The sequence below is a fragment of the Shewanella sp. VK101 genome, assembly GCF_056497865.1.
Genome location: NZ_CM151402.1, coordinates 4,341,847 through 4,358,915, shown reverse-complemented (window position 1 = coordinate 4,358,915; position 17,069 = coordinate 4,341,847). Strand labels below are relative to the sequence as shown.

Below are 17,069 nucleotides of genomic sequence, written 5' to 3'. Positions count from 1 at the left end.
TTCGCACCCAAAATATAACATTTGTAAGAATTGTAACATGGCTTCGGTTGGACAAATGTGGTGTCGATCCGTAAAACCAGGTTAACTTATGCCATTATGTTTTCTATATATCTACTTATATCCATATTTAACATATTGATTTCAGGCGTCGCTGTCATCGAGCTCATTACTCACGGCTTGCAGATAACGAAAATACTCGCTGGCCAATAGTGATAAACCTAGATAATAGCCGGTTTGAGCATGTTCTTCCGCTAGTGACAGGCAGCGTTGCACCCAAGGTTGGACATGGTCAGTCAATAGCCTTTGCAATATTGGTGAATACTGTTCTCGATTATCTGTCGCCATTTTGTCCAGCAGGTAGGCGATGACAACGCAGATCAGTCCCAGATGGTCGACCGGCTCGTTGCGATCGAAATGGATCTGCAACCCATGCTGTTGATAAAAAGTCAGTAAATCCAGGGTGGAAGAGCCATTCAACAAACCTGAAGCAGACTGATAAACCGAGCCCCAGGGCGGCGCAACCGGAGTCCCGGGGCCGTTGAATAACTGGCCATAATCCAATTGCAGTGCAATCAGTTGCTCACGGCTTCCATCCCAGTGCTTGAGATAGTCGCTCAACTTGTTCAAAGCCAAAGATTCGCGTTGGCTGTGAGTCAGCCTGGGCCACTGCGTGGCGATATCGCTCAGCGTAAATTGTTCAACCAGCTCTGCCGTGGGCAGATCCAACAACACCTTATGCAATACGTTGGCGATACTCTGCAAACAGAGAAGTGTATCGGTTGAGATAGCCATAAAACTCCAAAGAGGGAGAGCAGCCAAGGCTGCTCTCTTGAGGGTTACACTTCCCTGATATTCAGGATCTGCCCATTGCTACGGGCATTTCGTGGCGCTTTGACTATCAGGTTGGGTGAGGTGATGGATTGTGATGGCAGCGGGGCAAAATGGCCATCGCCGTATTTGGCCCGTAGATTATCCATGGTGTCGAAATCCAAGGCCCTGAGTGGGCAGGCATCAACACAAATAGGCTTCTTCCCCTCCTGCAACCTATCCTGACAACCATCGCATTTGGTCATGATCTTGCGCTGAGTATCCAATTGCGGGGCATCATAAGGGCAAGCTCGGGCGCAGGATTGACAGCCTATACACAAAGATTCCTCGACCAATACCAAACCCTTGTCTTGCTGTTTATGCATGGCACCTGTGGGGCAGGCCTTAACACAGACAGGCTCGCTGCAATGGTTGCAGCCTATGGAGGCGTAGTGGGCAAATACGTCCTGTTCATAGCTTCCGTCACCGTTTTGATTCCAACTGCCACCGCCGTATTCATACACCCGTCGCCAAATCACTCCGGGCAAGGCGGCCACCCCCAGTTCCCTGGCGTTGTCTTTTGAGCGTAACAGGCCAACCATGCGGTCTTTACAAGCAATATGACAAGTCTTGCAACCTGTGCACTTGCTGCTGTCAAAGTAGAATCCATATTGAGTTTGCTGAGTCATTTTTTGATCCTCTATTATCTTTTCTTGATAACAGCAACACGGTTGGTGTGTTGAGGGTTACCCTTGGTAATGGGTGACGGGTGATACTTGGTCAAAGTGTTGATGCAACCGCCCAGATCGACAGTATGTCCGGAAGGCCCGGTACTCATTGCCGGATCCGGCTTGTACCAAGCACCCTGTCCCAGGGAACAAACACCGGGTATGACCCTGGGGGTCACTTTCACCGGTACTTCAATGGTGCCTCGTTCGTTATAGGCCCAGACTATGTCACCGTCGGCAATACCATGTTCAGCAGCGTCAGTTGGGTTCATCCACAGTGCGTCTTCCACCGCTTCGCGCAGCCAGGGCACATTGTGGTAACTGGAGTGGGTGCGACCCTTGGTATGGTAGCCACACAATTGCAGATTAAAGCCTTTATCAATCGTTTCCTGATCCTGATATCCGTCCCAGGTCACAACATATTTGGGTAATGCCGTGATTTGATCTCCCGGGCGCAGTGTCCAGGTGGCTGCCTTGCGGGCCAGAGAGATGGAGTACAGCTCGATCTTGCCTGAGATGGTTGGTCTGGCATTGGCAACCGGGTCGGCCACAAAGGCCTGCATGGCAATGGTCGACGATGGCATGTATTTACGGAATACCCCGGCCTTTTGCGCTTCTGCATAAGTATCGGGCCAATTGATGTCCGGATGCATTGCTTTGGTCTGGGTATAAAGGTGCTCACACCACTGCTCGCCTGTGCGACCCTCGGTATAGGCGGCTTCTTTACCCATGGCGCGGGCGATGCCGCTGCAGATTTCATACATGGATTGAGCCTGGCCCAAAGGTTTCAAGGCGCTGCTCATAAAGGTGGCGTAGGCCATCTGACCCGAAGCATAGCTGTCGTTGGCAAAGTCGTTGGATTCAAGCCAGGTGCTGTCCGGCAACAGATAGTCGGCAAACTTGGCTGATGGTGTCATCCAGCAATCGCAGACCACGATTAACTCACACAGATTTTCATCCTTCAAAATAGCCGCGGTACCGTTGCTGTCGGAGTGTTGGTTAACCAGGGCATTACCGGCGCAGTTGATAATGGCCTTGATGCCGGTTTTCAGCGTGGTGGCATTGTGATCCACCAGCTCGTTGCTGCTGCCGGCGATACGCACACCATCTTTGCTGCCGGTAAACTCCTGGCCGCGAACTATGGCATCGGACCAGGTAAATACCGGAATAGTGACCTCAACCGGGTTGGTGCCGGTAGGCATTGCCGGCACGGCAAAACTGTAGCTGGTGGGCATGGCCCCGTTGTTAACCCCTTCTCGGCCCAGTTTGCCCGTCATGATTGCCAGGGTGTACACGGCGCGGGTAGCCTGATCACCGTTGGCATGGCGGCTGATACCTGCACCGGCGCTGATATAGGGTGCGCTGGCGTTCATGATATCTGTGGCCAAGGCTTTGATTTTATGTTCCGGCACACCACATATTTCGGCGGCCCACTGGGTGTTGTGGGCACCATCGGCGGCAAATTTACCTACGCCCATGATGTAATCGTGGTAGCTCTCTGCCGGATCTATGTACTGGGCATGGGAGGCAATGAAGGCGTCGCTGTTGAGGGCGACTGCGGCCTTGGCATTTTCCAGGGACTGTTGGTCGAATCCCACCACATATTTATCCAGGAAGCCTTTTACCTCGCGAGTGACAAACCCTGAGGTGATCATTTCATGAATAATGGCTTCAATCAGTGCGGCATCTGTGCCGGGTCTGATGGGAAGCCAGTGATCCTCGTTTCCGCGCATTGAGTCTGTGTAGCGAGGCTCTACCATCCAAACTTTGATGCCCTTGGTATTGGCCGCCAGAGACTTAATAAAATCATAGCCTTCGCCGCTGCCGCTCATACGGATTTCATTGGGGTTGAAACCAAAACCCACAAACAGATCCGAGTTGGCAATTTGATCCAGCGAAGTGCCGCCAATGCTATCCCACTGATCGCCATAGGTTGCAATACAGGCGGCATAAACGCCGGCCCAGGAATAGTCCCAATGGTGGTCCAGGAAGCCACCATTCAGGTTCAGCAGCCGTCCCCAGGTTTTGGTATTGGCAGCAAAACCATAGTAAGCGCCGGTGCCATAGTGCATGTAGATAGACTCGGGCCCCTTGCTTTGGTCTTGGGCTATCTGTTGCAGTTTGGAGCCTATCTCGGCATAGGCTTCTTCCCAGGTGATAGGAACAAACTTACCTTCGCCGCGCTCACCGACCCGTTTCATGGGTTGGCGCAATCTATCTGTTGCATAGGTGCGTTGACGCAGTGAACGGCCACGTGGACAGCAACGGATCTGATGGTTGACGCCGTATTCATCAGTGGTTTCATGATCTGATTCAACGCGGGTGATGACCCCATCACGGCTGAAGACCTTGACCGGACAGTTGGAGCCACAGTTCACCAGGCATGCCGACCAATTCAGCTGTTCGTCAGTTACCGGAGGCTTGGGAGGCACCACGTTAGCGTCCTTAGAGCTGGAATCACAGCCGGATACCGTGGCTGCAGCGCCAAGAGCAGCACTCATCTTCAAAAAGTTTCTACGTTCCATTTTTTATCCTCACAATGTAAGCCTTGCTCAAGGCAGCAGGTAGCTGAAGGACAACATCAGCTGATGGGCGTTGTAGTTATGGTTGAGCACCCCCAAAGTCGTTAAACCCGTCACTGCGTCTATCCCGACCTCGTTACCATCTGTGTCGAAATAGCGTTCATATCTATAGGTAAGTTTCAGTGCCATGGCGTCGTTCAGGTGGTAGCGGCCGTACAGCTCTGCGCTGTGGTTAAAGCTGTAGTAGTCGTCATAGGCCCCGCCTTCTGTCAGGGTGTTACCCTCAGAGTTGGCAAATTGATAATCAGCCCCCAAGGTCAAGCGTTCATCCAGCAAACCGCTGTAGGCTAGGCCGGCCCCGAGGGAGATAAAGTTATCCTTGATGTCACTGTGCCATGGCGTTAACTGATCCCCGTTTTGTTGGGAACTGATCCACTGTTGACCGGCCGTACCGTAGGCGCTCAAGCGTTCACTCAATTGCAAAGACAGATTCAGGTCGTATCCATAGTCACGAGATTCGGTCAATCCAATCACAGTGTCCCGGTAGTCATCCAGGGCATAGTGACTGTTGAAATCCAGGGTCATCCAGTTCAGCGGCGTATACTGCAGCCCCATTTCCATGGCCGTCCGCCGCCGATCCGCCAGGTGGTACTTACGCAACAGGCTATTGGTTTCACTGGATGTCAGCTCGCCGGCTTGATAACGACTGCCGCCGCGGTCGCCATAACTGGCCTTGAGATCCAGCCGCAGCGGTGAAACCAACTGCATTCCCAGCTTGGCCCACAGGTTATGGTCACGGGTTTCTTCCCGCTCGCCATAGCTGCGCTCTACCTGCTTGAATTCATATCCACCTTGCAGGCGATAGCCGGGCGCCAGGCGATAACTGGCATTGAGCCGGGCACTCTGGCGCTCAATATCCAACAGTGGGTTTTGTCGTATGGCGCCACTGACGGGATTGAGTTCAAGCTGGACAAATTCAGCCACACTGGAGTCGTTGTCACGTTTGCGGTAATCCAGTTGTCCGCCCAGGCGTAGACGGCTATTTACCGCGGTACTGACGGCCAGATTGGCGTCTGTGGTATTGACCTGACCATCCCAGCTCTGCAGAGGATTTCCCGTCATCTGGATCAGTCCTTCATCCTGCAGCATTCTCCCGGCGACTATCCGACCACTGAAAATCGTGCTGGCCAGGCGGTACTGACCGTTCAAGGTCAGTTGGTGCGCCTGGTTGTCCGGCGTAGCGCTGTAGAGGTCTGCGGCATAAGGCAGACTCAGGTTGTTGATATCATTGTTGTATTGGCTTCCTTGATAGGCCAGTTCAGTAAACCAGTTGTGGCCACTGAGCTGTAAACCTGCCCGCAACTTGTCATTGCTCTCATCTACAGGCAAGGCAAAGTTGACCGGTCTTGGTGTTATCAGGCTGGCACTGCGGTGGCCTTGCTTTTCCTCTCTATCATAACGCACATAGCTGCTCAAGTTGCCGAGTGATGCCAAGGCGCCGAAGTCATAGCTCAGCCCTATGCCGGCCTGTTGCCGCTCCAGCTCAAGATCCAGATAGCGTAGATTGGGACTGGGTTGCAGCAGCCCCTTGTCGTGCCACAGCCGAGTCGCTGCATCACTGTTTTCAAAGCGCGTCAGATTGCGGTAATCCAACGCCAGTTGATACTGACCTGGGCGACCGGTTCTGAGACTGACGAAGCCGTTATCCAACCCCAAATCATGGGCCCTAAGCTGGCTGCGATAGCCTCCTTGGCTGCGGTAACCGAGTTCGGCATCGACACTGGCTATCATGCCGTCTCGGCCATCTCCCAAGGCATTTCCACTATGGATATCATCACTGTCGTTGTACCCGGCATTGGCAGTCACTTCACCGCTTAAGCCGGGAGCCAACTGACACTGGCGACATTGGAAACCTGAGGTATTGACCTTGTCGGTATTGGCGCGGTTGACACTGAAGTCGGCAGCCATCGCTGAGCCTGAGAGCCCCAGCAGAGCCATGGTCAACAGATTCAAAGGAAATCTCATCTTCAACACTCCTGCTTAACGGGACAGCAAACTGCCGGCCGGGTGATTGGAACCATGGATTTGGCTGTGGCAGTTCAAACAGCTCTTGCCGGCCCCAAAGGCGCTGTTGCCACCCTGAGCCACCGCCCTTGCTGCATGACCATCGTCGGCGTGACATTGCTGACATAACTGTGGTACCCGGGCTTTGAGCAAGGATTCGTTAACACTGCCGTGAGCCTTGTGGCAGTTGGCACAGTTTTCCACCACTGGGGCATGCTCCCACAGCACTGGCCCACGCTTGTCGGCATGGCATTCATAACAAGTGGTATTGAGGCTGGTTTGTTTCAGCGCGCTTTCAGTCAGGGAACCATGAGGGTTGTGGCAATCGATACAGGTCATACGATCCCACTTGAGAGGGTGGGCTGAGCGCTTGTTCATATCGGCCTTGGCACGGGTGTGACAACTGGTACAGGCTTCGTTGATCCGCAGAGGGTTGAGCATGGGATCCTCTGCCGCATGCACCTGATGACAATCGGCGCAGGCCACCTGCTCCAGGTTATGCAAGCTGTTGTGCCAAGCCATCTGTTTGGGGTCATTGTGGCAGCCAAGGCAAACACTGTTTTGGCTATCACTCGACAGTTTTGAACCCGCGCCGAAGCTTATCATCGGCTCTTTACCGCCACGGTTATGTTTGCCCATGGGACCATGACAGGCTTCACACTGTAATCCGGCCATGGGGGAGCGGCTGTTGTCCAGAGCGCCATGAACCCCCTGAAACAGGGCCATGACTTTCTGATCCCGCTTATGACACATCAAGCAGGAGTCGGCACCCTTGGGGGAATACTTTCCTTCACTGAACTTTTGCTCCAGTTGTTGCTCCAGTTCTGTTTGGCTTAAATCAGCCCAGGGGGCAGCATTCACAGCCGGGAACAATAATATTATCGGCACTATGAATGCTGATATTTTTAATGTGGATATCATATGTACTCCCGTTTATTTATATGCATCAGCATAGAAATAAGGCCAGCCTAAATCTTGCTTGAAATACTTTTCTAATTCTTCATGGATACATTAATCCAAAAGGAATACCCATACCTTTATATGCATATAAAACACTGCACTCTTTCTGGTGATGATCGTCACATTTGTCACTCAAACAATTATCAAACTGAGCTGGATTCCAACAAACTTGTTATTGAGCTGAACGCCTTTCTAGGCTGGAGTCCTTGGGGCAGAGTTTGGCAGGCCTGGTTTTGTGCCTGTGAAATGTCACGGAGGTTTGTCTATGGCTCTGATTTATATTGTTTTGTTCGCTATTTGTTTATGGGTGAGTTTAGTTGGAAGGGCTTAATTAGTTTTTGGGTGAACAGCCTTGGTTGATACTTACCTTAAATGGAAAAGAGATTGAAAAATAGATAATAACCCAATGCAGGTTACCTAAATTTATACATTTACTCTGTTTTATTAATTTGTTCTCAATAAGATTTGCCTGATGCTTTTTAGGTATCCTGTACACTAACCAAAGACTATGCCGTTTCTGGATGCGGATTTCTAAACTATTTCTGTGTGCAGTGGAATGATGAGTGAATTTTATTGATTAAATCAGAGTTTCAACAGCTTGCTGATACCGACAGCGGAAATACTTTATTTCACAGACGTAAATGCGACTGATTTACGGTTAAGAAATATATAAAGTTTCGATTGAGAAAATGCTCACTTTGAGTGACCGCTTTAATTATCTGTTTTTATGTGACTTATCCCTATAGGAGATGGATATGAGCGTGATCCATGCAATAGCAACCCAGTGGCAGAAGGCCGAATTTGCCGAGCGCTTGGCTGCCACTCTGGCAAGCTATCAGTCTGCTTGCGGTTTATCCGGTGGTGCGACTTCGCTGACAACCCTGTGCAATCTGGTTGCCGCCATCAGCTACCGTCCCGATGACCCTGTCTTCAGACAGGCAAGGATAGATGAGGGGACGTTATTGGCAGTATTTTTTGATTGCTTCAGGCTCTTGTTTATCAAGGAAGTACAGCAACAATCAATCACTCAGGCCGAGCAGCAGATACTGCATTTGGCCCCCAAACTGGCGGCCGAGATGTCCGTCGAGGCTTTGAGCGAGTCTCAGCAATTGCTGCGACAGCAATTGCTGAGTATCAGTCGCCAGTTGGAGTCTTTGTATACGCAGCGGCGCCAACTCAGCCGCAATATGGGGTGAAGCCAAAATTGGGGGAAATTAGTCCAATACAAACAGGGTTTGCTGTAGTCCTACCGCTTCACCGTTTTCAGCCAGTATGGCTTTAACCGTGCCGCTCTGTTCTGCCTTGACCGGATTGAGGGCTTTCATCGCCTGCACATAGCCCAGTACTGTGCCCGGCTCAACTTCTGTGCCCAGCTCCACCAAGGGGACACCATGGTCGCCGGCGCTGCGCAAAAAGGTACCGGCCACAGGTGCCAGTACTTGCACGCTGTCATTACCAATACTGAAACTGGCCTGGGGTTGTTGCGGACCAAAACGGCGGATACGCACGGCTTCCTGGCCTTCAGTAATTTCCAGCTCATTGATGCCGGATTCCTGCACCAATTCGATCAGTTTTTTGATTTTGCGGATGTCCATCGTCATTCTCAGCACTTAAGGGTGACCGGACCTTCCTCTGCTCAGCCTTGTTTGAGTGCCTCTATGGCAGCTTCCAGGGCAAACTCATAACCCTTTGGCCCCAGTCCTACTATCACTCCCTTGGCCTTGTCGGAAAAAAAGGAGTGATGGCGGAACGGCTCTCTGGCATGCACATTGGAAAGGTGCACTTCGATGAAAGGAATGGCGACCCCCAGCAGGGCATCTCTGAGTGCTACGCTGGTGTGGGTAAAGGCGGCCGGGTTGATGATCACAAATCCGGCATCTGTGTTGTGGATAGCTTCTATGAGCTGGTATTCGGCATTGGACTGGATATGTTCCAGTTCCACTCCGGCGACAAGAGCCTTGTCCTGCAGTCCCTGCACCAGCTGCTCCAGCGTCCGATGACCGTAATGTTCCGGCTCTCTGCGACCAAGCAGGTTAAGATTGGGGCCATTCACCAAGAGTATTTTTGCCTGACTGCTCATATTGTTTTCCTTGCCTTGAGGGAGAGTTCGCACCTGGATCTGTGCCTCCCTGATTTCAGCAAAAGCTGTCGAATTTGTCGACCAATAGCCGCACAATCGCTGCACATTCCTTCCTGTTGTCAGCAATTATTGTCCATTCCCGCAGCGAGACTGGTCTTATCAGAAGCGGATCTTGTTCTGCCGCAGCGATTTTACTTCACCGCGTTGCTTCTTGCTGTCAACCCGGCGCCTTTGGCTGGCGCGGGTGGCCTTGGTGGGAATTCGTCTCTTGGCCACTTCGCCGACTGAGGCGACCAGCTCGATAAACTGCTGCAGGGCAGTCTGGCGGTTGGCGTCCTGGCTGCGGCTTTGCTGGCATTTGATAATGATCTTGCCGCTTGGGCTGATACGATGATCCGCCTTGGCCAGCAGCTTTTCCTTGTAGAAATCCGGCAGTGATGAGGCCTTGATGTCGAAGATGAGTTGGGCCGCAGTGGAGACCTTATTCAGGTGCTGGCCCCCGGCACCACTGGAGCGGATAAATTGCCATTCGATTTCATTTTCTGAAACTTGGACACGGTTTGAGATCTTTATCATGGCAAAATAGCTGTTTTCTGAGGCAGTCGCTATATTACCATCCCATGGGAGAGTTTACTTACTCGACGAGGCGGAAAGTCTTGTAAGGCTAAACTTACTACAAGGGAGTAACCCATAGTCATCAGATGCCGTGCCGTTGGCAGGTGTCGAAGGTTCAATGGAGTTTTGCTTATGTTGTGTCAAATTCCGGATATTGCCAAAGGCGTGATCAGCTTGTTTGCCAGCGGCCGTATCACAGCCGAGGATTACCGCACCTATCTGCGTCCCGCCATCAAGAGCTACCGCCAGGAGTGGGGCCAGGTCTGCCTCTACATAGAGGCAGATGTGTTGTTGGAAGGCTGGGAAATGGCATCACTCTCGGGAGCCGGTGAGGTGCAACTGCCCCCCTTCGATGCCTTGGTATTTGTCGGCGGCCCAGACTGGGTAGGCAATGCGGTGCGCCTGCTGGGGCCCTTTGTCAGCGCTGAATTGGCCTGGTATCCGCTGGAGCATAAGGATGAAGCTATTCGTTGGATAGCCAAGCGTTCGGCCTGCTAGTTGCCGAAACCTCCTATAGGGTAAAGCCGGTTATTCTGCTATTCTGTGGCGATTAAGTAACTCAGATAAGGAAATTTCGATGTCATTATCCAAAATTTTTGCTGCATCTCTGGCGCTGGCTTTTGCCGCTGGATTGAGTGCTTGTGCCCCTGAAGTGGGCAGTGAAGCCTGGTGTAAGCAGATGGATGAAAAGCCCAAAGGTGATTGGAGCGCCAATGAAGCGGCCGATTACGCCAAACATTGTGTGTTTAAATAACTGAACTTTATCTTGGCCTGTAGGTCTATTTGGGCACGGGCCATTTTCTTCCCTTAATCGGAATTATTCTTGACTGTATTTGTCCGCAAACTGACTCATATGCTTATCGCCTTGGTGGTGCTGCAATTTTGCGCCGCTAATCTCGGCGCGCATCAGTTGCACCTGGGCAATCCGGCCGAGGAAGAAAGCAACCATCCTCATCTCAAATTTGTCACCGAAGTCACAGTCATCAGCGAGTGTGTGGATTGTACCTGTGGCACAGATGAAGCCTTGGAAGCCGATATTCCCTTTGTCAGCCACAGTCATCAACTGACCCATACTGAATCCCAACAGTTCGATCTCTGCCTCGACTGTCAGTGTCATGGTGGTCATCTGTCACTGCCGGTTACCCTGGCACACAGCCCGGCTCCCTTGATGCACCCCAGGCCCCAGAGCCTGGAGCCCGCTTTTCAACCCTATTTCTCCACTCCGGATTACCGCCCCCCAATAGTCTGATCTTTCTGATCATCAGTGCGTGTGAAGCCCGGGCATAGCTTGCCTGTGTCCCATTGCGTTTGTCTTGTGCTGGCTGTCGTCAGAGCCTGAAACGGTTCTCTCTTGCAACCAACTCTGGTCATGCGTCTTGGCAGGCGTTGCGCAGCACTGTGGTCAGCATCAACTCAGAAATTATCAAAGCCAACCCTTGACTTTAGATTTAACTCAAAGGTTTATGCTTTGGCCAATGTTCACCATTGGCTTGCTGCCAAATATGTCTTTCCAAGGAAAGTTTATGTTGAAATTTATAGTCTCTATGAGTCTATTGGGCGTGGGAGCGCTAACCTATCAGCCCGCCTTTGCCGGAGAAAAACCGGATAACACCTCTCTTGTGGCCGAGGTCAAGTCGGGGACCGAACCCTCACTGGCCTGGTTTGGCGAGCTTAAACAACAGATCCTCACCTTACCCGAGTTTCAGGCTCAGGAAGCCAGGATCCGTGAGGCTCAATATCTGGCCAAGGGCGCCGATCGCGCCATCTACAACCCCGAGTTGGGCTTGAGTTATCTCAATGCCCCAGAGGATGACACCTACAGCCTGTCCATTAGCCAAACCATTGACTGGGGCGACAAGCGCGCAGCCGCCAGCGCATTGGCGCTTACGGAGTTGATGCGCTTGGAGAGTGATATCACTCTCGAGCGCTCCCGCTTGTATGCCGAGGTGTTGCAGGCCCTGGTCGATCAGAGCCTGGCACAGAAGAAACTGATGTTCGTGCGGGCGCAGCAAAACTATGGTGAGCAACAGTTGCAGATAGCCAGGCAAAGGGCCGAGGTCGGTGATTTGTCCCAAGCGGAATTGAATCTGATGGAGTTGGAACAAGCCAGTGCCATCAGTGATCTGGCCTTGGCCCAGAAGGCGTTGCTGGATGCCGATACCCGCATTCTGGCGCGTTTTGGCCGGGCAGAGCTTCCCTTTGGCAGTTTCGCCGGCCGTCTCGAATTGCCCGCGACTGAGGCGCCCGTGCCGGCACTGACCACCGCCGGATTACAACTGGAGTTGGCGCGGCTGCAAGTCAATCAAGCCAAGGCCCAGGCGGCGGCCGATCCCAATTTCAGCCTCAACGCCGAGAGGGAAGGCTCCGACAACAAGCTGGGGATTGGCGTATCTGTGCCGTTGCATCTGCGTAACGACTACAGCGAATCGATTAAGGCGGCAATGGAGGCGGTCACTGCCGCCAAGGCGCAATACCAAAGCATTGAGATGGCGCTAAAACAACAACAACAACAGTTCAATTACAGCTTACCCAGATTGAAGCAGAGCTGGCTCGACTGGCAACAGCAGGCCTTGGTGGCCGGTCGCAAGGCGGCCGAGCTCTTAGGGCAACGCTGGCGCAGCGGCGATCTCAGCACCAGCGACTATTTGACCAGCCGGCGACAGTTGGCCAGCAGCTTTCAGGCCGGTCTCGAACTGGAAGCCGCCCTCTACCAAAGCTGGCTCGAGTGGATGGGAGCTTCGGGGCAACTGCCCGGCGCGCTGCCGGAAATAGCCGTATCCCAGGAGAACGCCCAATGACAGCCCCATACACACTAAGGTACCGGACAATGAACAAGACTCTACAATACCCACGGCTGCAGGCCGCTTTACTGGCGCTGATGTTGGGGCTGTCCAGCCCCTTGACTATCGCCGCCGAAGAAGGACATGAAGATGAACATCAGGCGCTGCAGCTCTCAAGTGAGCAGCGCCAACTGGCCGGTGTCCAGACCCAGGTGGTCAGCGCCGGTGGCTTTAGCCTCAATGCTTTCGCCAATGCCACCTTGCTGGTGGATCGCGAGCGCACTGTGGTGCTGGCGCCGCAGCTGGAAGTGCGAGTGCTGGAGCGGCATGTGGTGCCGGGACAGGAGGTAAAAGCGGGCGATCCTCTGCTGACCTTGGGTGGCGCCGCCGTGGCCCAGGCCCAGGCTGACTATATCAATGCCGCCGCCGAGTGGAGCCGGGTCAGCCGCATGAGCGAGAGTGCCGTCAGTGCCAGTCGCAGGCTGCAGACTCAGGTCGATGCCAGTTTAAAACGCGCCATTCTCAAGTCGCTGCAGATGACAGATCAACAGATCAAGGCGCTGGAAAGCCGGCCGCAGGGAATAGGCCAGTATCAACTGCTGGCGCCCATAGATGGTCGGGTGCAGCAGGATGAGGCGCGCCTCGGGCAGTTGCTCGGTGCCGGCAGCCAACTGCTGCAACTGACCGATGAGCGCTCACTGTGGGTGGCCGCCGAGCTGACCCCATCGCAGGCCGAAGGCTTGAGTGAAGGCAGCGAAACCCTGGTGCGGATTGGCGATCGCAGTGTCAGTGCCAGTGTGATAGGCCGCTCCCATGAGTTGTCCAGCGTGACCCGCACCGAGCGGGTGCTGGCGCGACTGGATAACACCCAGGTGCGTTGGCACGCAGGTCAGTTTGCCGAACTGTTTTTGCCCGATCCCCGCGGTGAAGGTGTGATGCTGCCGGATGCGGCGCTCAGTCGCAGTAGCGACGGCGACTGGCAGGTGTTCATCGAAGATGATGACGGTTTCGAGGCCAAAGAGGTGCAACTGCTGGCCAGCGAGCGCGGCATGAACTTGGTATCCGGCATAGAGCCCGGAACTCGGGTCGTTACCGCCGGGGCCTTCTTCCTGGCATCCGAGCTGGCCAAGGCCGGCTTCGACATCCACAACCACTGAGGACAGCACTATGCTGCAATCGTTAATAGATTGGGCGATCCGCAACCGCTTTCTGGTGTTGCTGGCCTTGATTGTCGTCCTGGTAGTGGGTGTGTTTTCCCTGCCAAAGCTTAATCTTGATGCCTTTCCCGATGTGACCAATGTGCAGGTCACTGTCAATACCGAAGCCGAGGGGCTGGCGGCCGAAGAGGTGGAAAAACTCATCTCTTATCCGGTGGAGTCCAGCATGTACTCACTGCCCGCGGTGACAGAAGTTCGTTCACTCTCCCGCACCGGCCTGTCCATAGTGACAGTGGTGTTCGAGGAAGGCACGGACATCTATTTTGCCCGCCAGCAGGTGTTTGAACAACTGGCCGCCGCCAAAGAGATGATCCCGGACGGAGTCGGGGTGCCGGAAATCGGTCCCAACACCTCGGGCCTTGGGCAGATTTATCAGTACATACTGCGGGCCGAGCCGGACAGTAATATCGGCGCCGATGAGCTGCGCAGTCTCAATGACTATCTGGTGAAGCTGCTGCTGATGCCGGTTGGCGGCGTGACCGATGTGCTCTCTTTCGGTGGCGAAGTGCGTCAGTATCAGGTCAGGGTCGATCCCAATCGACTGCTGGCTTACGGTTTGTCTATGTCACAGCTGGAGCAGGCGCTGAATGCCAATAACCGTAATGCCGGCGGTTGGTTTATGCCCAATGGTCAGGAGCAACTCGTGGTGCGCGGCTATGGTCTGTTGCCTGCGGGCCAGGCCGGGCTGGATGCCATAGGCCGCATTCCGGTGAGCGAATACCAGGGCACACCGGTCACTGTCTCCGATTTGGCCGAAGTGGATTTTGGCAGTGAAATCCGGGTCGGCGCTGTCACCATGACCCGTCGGGACGACAATGGCGAAGCCAAAGCCTTAGGCGAAGTGGTTGCCGGGGTGGTGCTCAAGAGGATGGGCGCCAACACCAAGGCCACCATTGATGAAATTGCTGCCCGCGAGCAGCTGATAAGCCAGGCGCTGCCCGAGGGGGTCACCTTCGAAGTGTACTACGATCAGGCCGATCTGGTGACCAAGGCGGTGACCACAGTGCGTGATGCCCTGTTGCTGGCCTTTATGTTTATCGTGGTGATCCTGGCACTGTTTCTGGTCAACGTACGGGCTACCTTGCTGGTATTGCTGTCGATTCCTGTCTCCATTTTGCTGGCATTGCTGGTGATGAGCTATCTGGGAATGTCGGCCAACCTGATGTCGCTCGGTGGTTTGGCGATCGCCATAGGTATGCTGGTGGATGGCTCTGTAGTGATGGTGGAGAACATCTTCAAACATCTGAGTGAGCCGGATAGGCGCCATCAGGACCAGGCTCGGCAGCGCAGCGACTGCGAAGACGATCCCTACCATGCCGACGAAGACCAACACAGAGGCTCGATTGCCATGAGGGTATGGCAGGCCGCCAAAGAGGTGTGCAGCCCGGTGTTCTTTGCCACGGCGATCATTATAGTGGTGTTTGCGCCGCTGTTTGCCCTGCAAGGGGTCGAAGGCAAGCTGTTTCAGCCGATGGCGGTGAGCATCATCCTCGCGATGATCTCGGCGCTGTTGGTGGCACTGCTGGTGGTGCCTGCAATGGCCGTTTATCTGTTCCGCAAGGGGGTGACTTTCCGTCAAAGTCCAGTGTTGGCACCGCTTGAGCGGGTGTACCGTCCGCTACTGCAAAAGGTGTTGACCGCGCCTGGCAAGGTGGGGTTGGTGGCGGTAGTCATGCTGGGCATGAGCTTGTCGCTGTTGCCAAGATTGGGCACGGAATTTGTGCCTGAACTGGAAGAGGGCACCATCAACTTGCGGGTCACCCTGGCACCCACTGCGAGTTTGGATACTTCACTGGATGTGGCGCCCAAACTTGAGGCCCTGCTGTTGGAGTTTCCTGAGGTGGAGTATGCCCTGTCACGCATAGGGGCACCTGAGCTGGGCGGCGATCCTGAGCCTGTGAGTAATATTGAAATCTATATCGGTCTCAAACCGCTGGAACAGTGGACTTCTGCAAATAGTCGCGCCGAACTGCAACGCCTGATGGAGCAGAAACTCAGTGTCTTCCCCGGGTTGTTGCTGACCTTTTCCCAGCCAATCGCTACCCGGGTCGATGAACTCCTGTCCGGGGTCAAGGCGCAGTTGGCCATCAAGCTGTTTGGTCCGGATCTCGATGTGCTGGCGGAAAAAGGCGAACAACTGTCGAAACTGGTGGCCCAGGTGCCCGGTGCCGTGGATGTGTCTCTTGAGCAGATCACCGGCGAGGCGCAATTGGTGGTACGGCCGAAAAACGCGATGCTGGGACGTTACGGCATCAGCGTCGATGAGGTGATGTCGCTGGTGAGCACAGGCATAGGCGGCAGCAGCGCCGGCCAGGTTATCGACGGCAACGCCCGTTACGATATCAACCTGCGTCTGGCCAGCCGTTTCCGCCAGAGCCCGGATGCGATAGCCGATCTGCGTCTGGTGGCCGCCAATGGGGCTCAGGTGCGTTTGGGTGAAGTGGCCGATGTCAGCATAGAGATGGCGCCGCCCAATATCCGCCGTGACGATGTGCAGCGGCGTGTGGTGGTGCAGGCCAACGTCTCCGGCCGGGACATGGGTTCCGTGGTGCAGGATATCTACAACCTGGTGCCCGAGGCCCAACTGCCGCCCGGCTATACCGTGATGGTGGGCGGCCAATATGAGAATCAGCAGCGGGCTCAGCAAAGACTGATCCTGGTGGTGCCCATTTCTGTGGCGCTTATTGCCTTGCTGCTTTACTTCTCCTTCGGCTCCATCAAGCAGGTGGCGCTAATCATGGCCAATGTGCCACTGGCGCTGATTGGCGGCGTGTTGGCGCTTTGGCTCAGCGGTACCTATCTATCTGTGCCCAGCTCCATCGGCTTTATCACTCTGTTTGGGGTGGCGGTGCTCAATGGGGTGGTGCTGGTGGACTCAATCAACCAGCGCCGCAACAGCGGTGAGTCATTGGAGCAGGCAGTGTATGAAGGTACGGTCGGCCGTCTGCGACCTGTGTTGATGACGGCGCTGACTTCGGCGCTGGGGCTTATCCCCATCTTGATGTCAACCGGTGCCGGCAGTGAGATCCAAAAGCCGTTGGCCGTGGTGGTGATAGGCGGCCTGCTGAGCTCAACCGCATTGACCCTGCTGGTATTACCAACCCTGTATCGAGCCCTGTATCTCAAGAGCGACAAGGAGCTGGAAGCCTTGGAATAACAGCAGAATTGCTCCGATAGAGAAGCATTGTACTGATTGGAGTGTGACGCCCCAAAGTGGAAGATGAGAGCCGCTTTGGATCATGGCCGGACTGCCTACCTGGCCTGCGTCATAAGGCCTGCCGCTTTGCGGCTGGGCC

The 17,069-nt window shown here is 54.2% G+C and carries 15 protein-coding genes; 7 read left to right on the top strand and 8 right to left on the bottom strand.

Annotated features, from left to right (window positions below):
* Nucleotides 1-141 precede the first annotated feature (141 nt).
* From ACSHSR_RS19420 to ACSHSR_RS19400, 5 genes are read right to left on the bottom strand one after another with little or no spacing between them, the layout of a single operon-like run.
* Nucleotides 142-792 (bottom strand): TorD/DmsD family molecular chaperone, encoded by a 651-nt coding sequence (locus ACSHSR_RS19420; protein ID WP_190534366.1) that lies wholly within the window; start codon nt 790-792, stop codon nt 142-144.
* Nucleotides 793-836: 44 nt separating this feature from the next.
* Nucleotides 837-1,496 (bottom strand): DMSO/selenate family reductase complex B subunit, encoded by a 660-nt coding sequence (locus ACSHSR_RS19415; protein WP_479631051.1) that lies wholly within the window; start codon nt 1,494-1,496, stop codon nt 837-839.
* 14 nt (nt 1,497-1,510) lie between these two features.
* A complete protein-coding gene (locus tag ACSHSR_RS19410; RefSeq protein WP_144128749.1) occupies nt 1,511-4,060 on the bottom strand; it encodes a DMSO/selenate family reductase complex A subunit in 2,550 nt (849 codons plus the stop codon).
* A 27-nt stretch (nt 4,061-4,087) separates the two neighbouring features.
* Nucleotides 4,088-6,082: an MtrB/PioB family decaheme-associated outer membrane protein gene (locus tag ACSHSR_RS19405; protein ID WP_107005451.1), complete on the bottom strand. Its 1,995-nt coding sequence runs from the start codon at nt 6,080-6,082 to the stop codon at nt 4,088-4,090.
* Nucleotides 6,083-6,097: 15 nt separating this feature from the next.
* A complete protein-coding gene (locus ACSHSR_RS19400; RefSeq protein ID WP_144220375.1) occupies nt 6,098-7,042 on the bottom strand; it encodes a DmsE family decaheme c-type cytochrome in 945 nt (314 codons plus the stop codon).
* Nucleotides 7,043-7,836: 794 nt separating this feature from the next.
* On the opposite strand from ACSHSR_RS19400, the gene ACSHSR_RS19395 reads away from it, so the two are divergent.
* On the top strand, nt 7,837-8,277 hold the full coding sequence (locus ACSHSR_RS19395) for a hypothetical protein (protein ID WP_144131819.1): 441 nt from the start codon (nt 7,837-7,839) through the stop codon (nt 8,275-8,277).
* An 18-nt stretch (nt 8,278-8,295) separates the two neighbouring features.
* Here the strand turns inward: ACSHSR_RS19395 and ACSHSR_RS19390 are convergent, their stop codons facing one another.
* The 3 genes from ACSHSR_RS19390 to arfB form a co-directional block, all read right to left on the bottom strand.
* On the bottom strand, nt 8,296-8,676 hold the full coding sequence (locus tag ACSHSR_RS19390) for an acetyl-CoA carboxylase biotin carboxyl carrier protein (protein ID WP_025886813.1): 381 nt from the start codon (nt 8,674-8,676) through the stop codon (nt 8,296-8,298).
* A 41-nt stretch (nt 8,677-8,717) separates the two neighbouring features.
* A complete protein-coding gene (gene aroQ, locus ACSHSR_RS19385) occupies nt 8,718-9,161 on the bottom strand; it encodes a type II 3-dehydroquinate dehydratase (protein ID WP_107005453.1) in 444 nt (147 codons plus the stop codon).
* Between the two features lie 159 nt (nt 9,162-9,320).
* Nucleotides 9,321-9,737 (bottom strand): alternative ribosome rescue aminoacyl-tRNA hydrolase ArfB, encoded by a 417-nt coding sequence (arfB, locus tag ACSHSR_RS19380; RefSeq protein ID WP_107005454.1) that lies wholly within the window; start codon nt 9,735-9,737, stop codon nt 9,321-9,323.
* Nucleotides 9,738-9,908: 171 nt separating this feature from the next.
* On the opposite strand from arfB, the gene ACSHSR_RS19375 reads away from it, so the two are divergent.
* From ACSHSR_RS19375 to ACSHSR_RS19350, 6 genes are all read left to right on the top strand, one after another.
* Nucleotides 9,909-10,274 carry a SpoIIAA family protein gene (locus ACSHSR_RS19375; RefSeq protein ID WP_025009267.1) on the top strand — a complete coding sequence of 122 codons (366 nt, stop codon included), beginning with the start codon at nt 9,909-9,911 and terminating at the stop codon, nt 10,272-10,274.
* Between the two features lie 79 nt (nt 10,275-10,353).
* Nucleotides 10,354-10,530 carry a DUF3012 domain-containing protein gene (locus ACSHSR_RS19370; protein WP_039034819.1) on the top strand — a complete coding sequence of 59 codons (177 nt, stop codon included), beginning with the start codon at nt 10,354-10,356 and terminating at the stop codon, nt 10,528-10,530.
* A gap of 99 nt (nt 10,531-10,629) precedes the next feature.
* Nucleotides 10,630-11,025: a hypothetical protein gene (locus ACSHSR_RS19365; protein ID WP_082813121.1), complete on the top strand. Its 396-nt coding sequence runs from the start codon at nt 10,630-10,632 to the stop codon at nt 11,023-11,025.
* 274 nt (nt 11,026-11,299) lie between these two features.
* Nucleotides 11,300-12,574, top strand: a complete 1,275-nt coding sequence (locus ACSHSR_RS19360; RefSeq protein ID WP_071237101.1) for a TolC family protein — start codon at nt 11,300-11,302, stop codon at nt 12,572-12,574.
* 80 nt (nt 12,575-12,654) lie between these two features.
* Nucleotides 12,655-13,713 carry an efflux RND transporter periplasmic adaptor subunit gene (locus tag ACSHSR_RS19355; protein WP_231473522.1) on the top strand — a complete coding sequence of 353 codons (1,059 nt, stop codon included), beginning with the start codon at nt 12,655-12,657 and terminating at the stop codon, nt 13,711-13,713.
* Between the two features lie 10 nt (nt 13,714-13,723).
* Nucleotides 13,724-16,930, top strand: a complete 3,207-nt coding sequence (locus tag ACSHSR_RS19350) for an efflux RND transporter permease subunit (protein ID WP_107005456.1) — start codon at nt 13,724-13,726, stop codon at nt 16,928-16,930.
* The last annotated feature ends 139 nt before the right edge of the window (nt 16,931-17,069 follow it).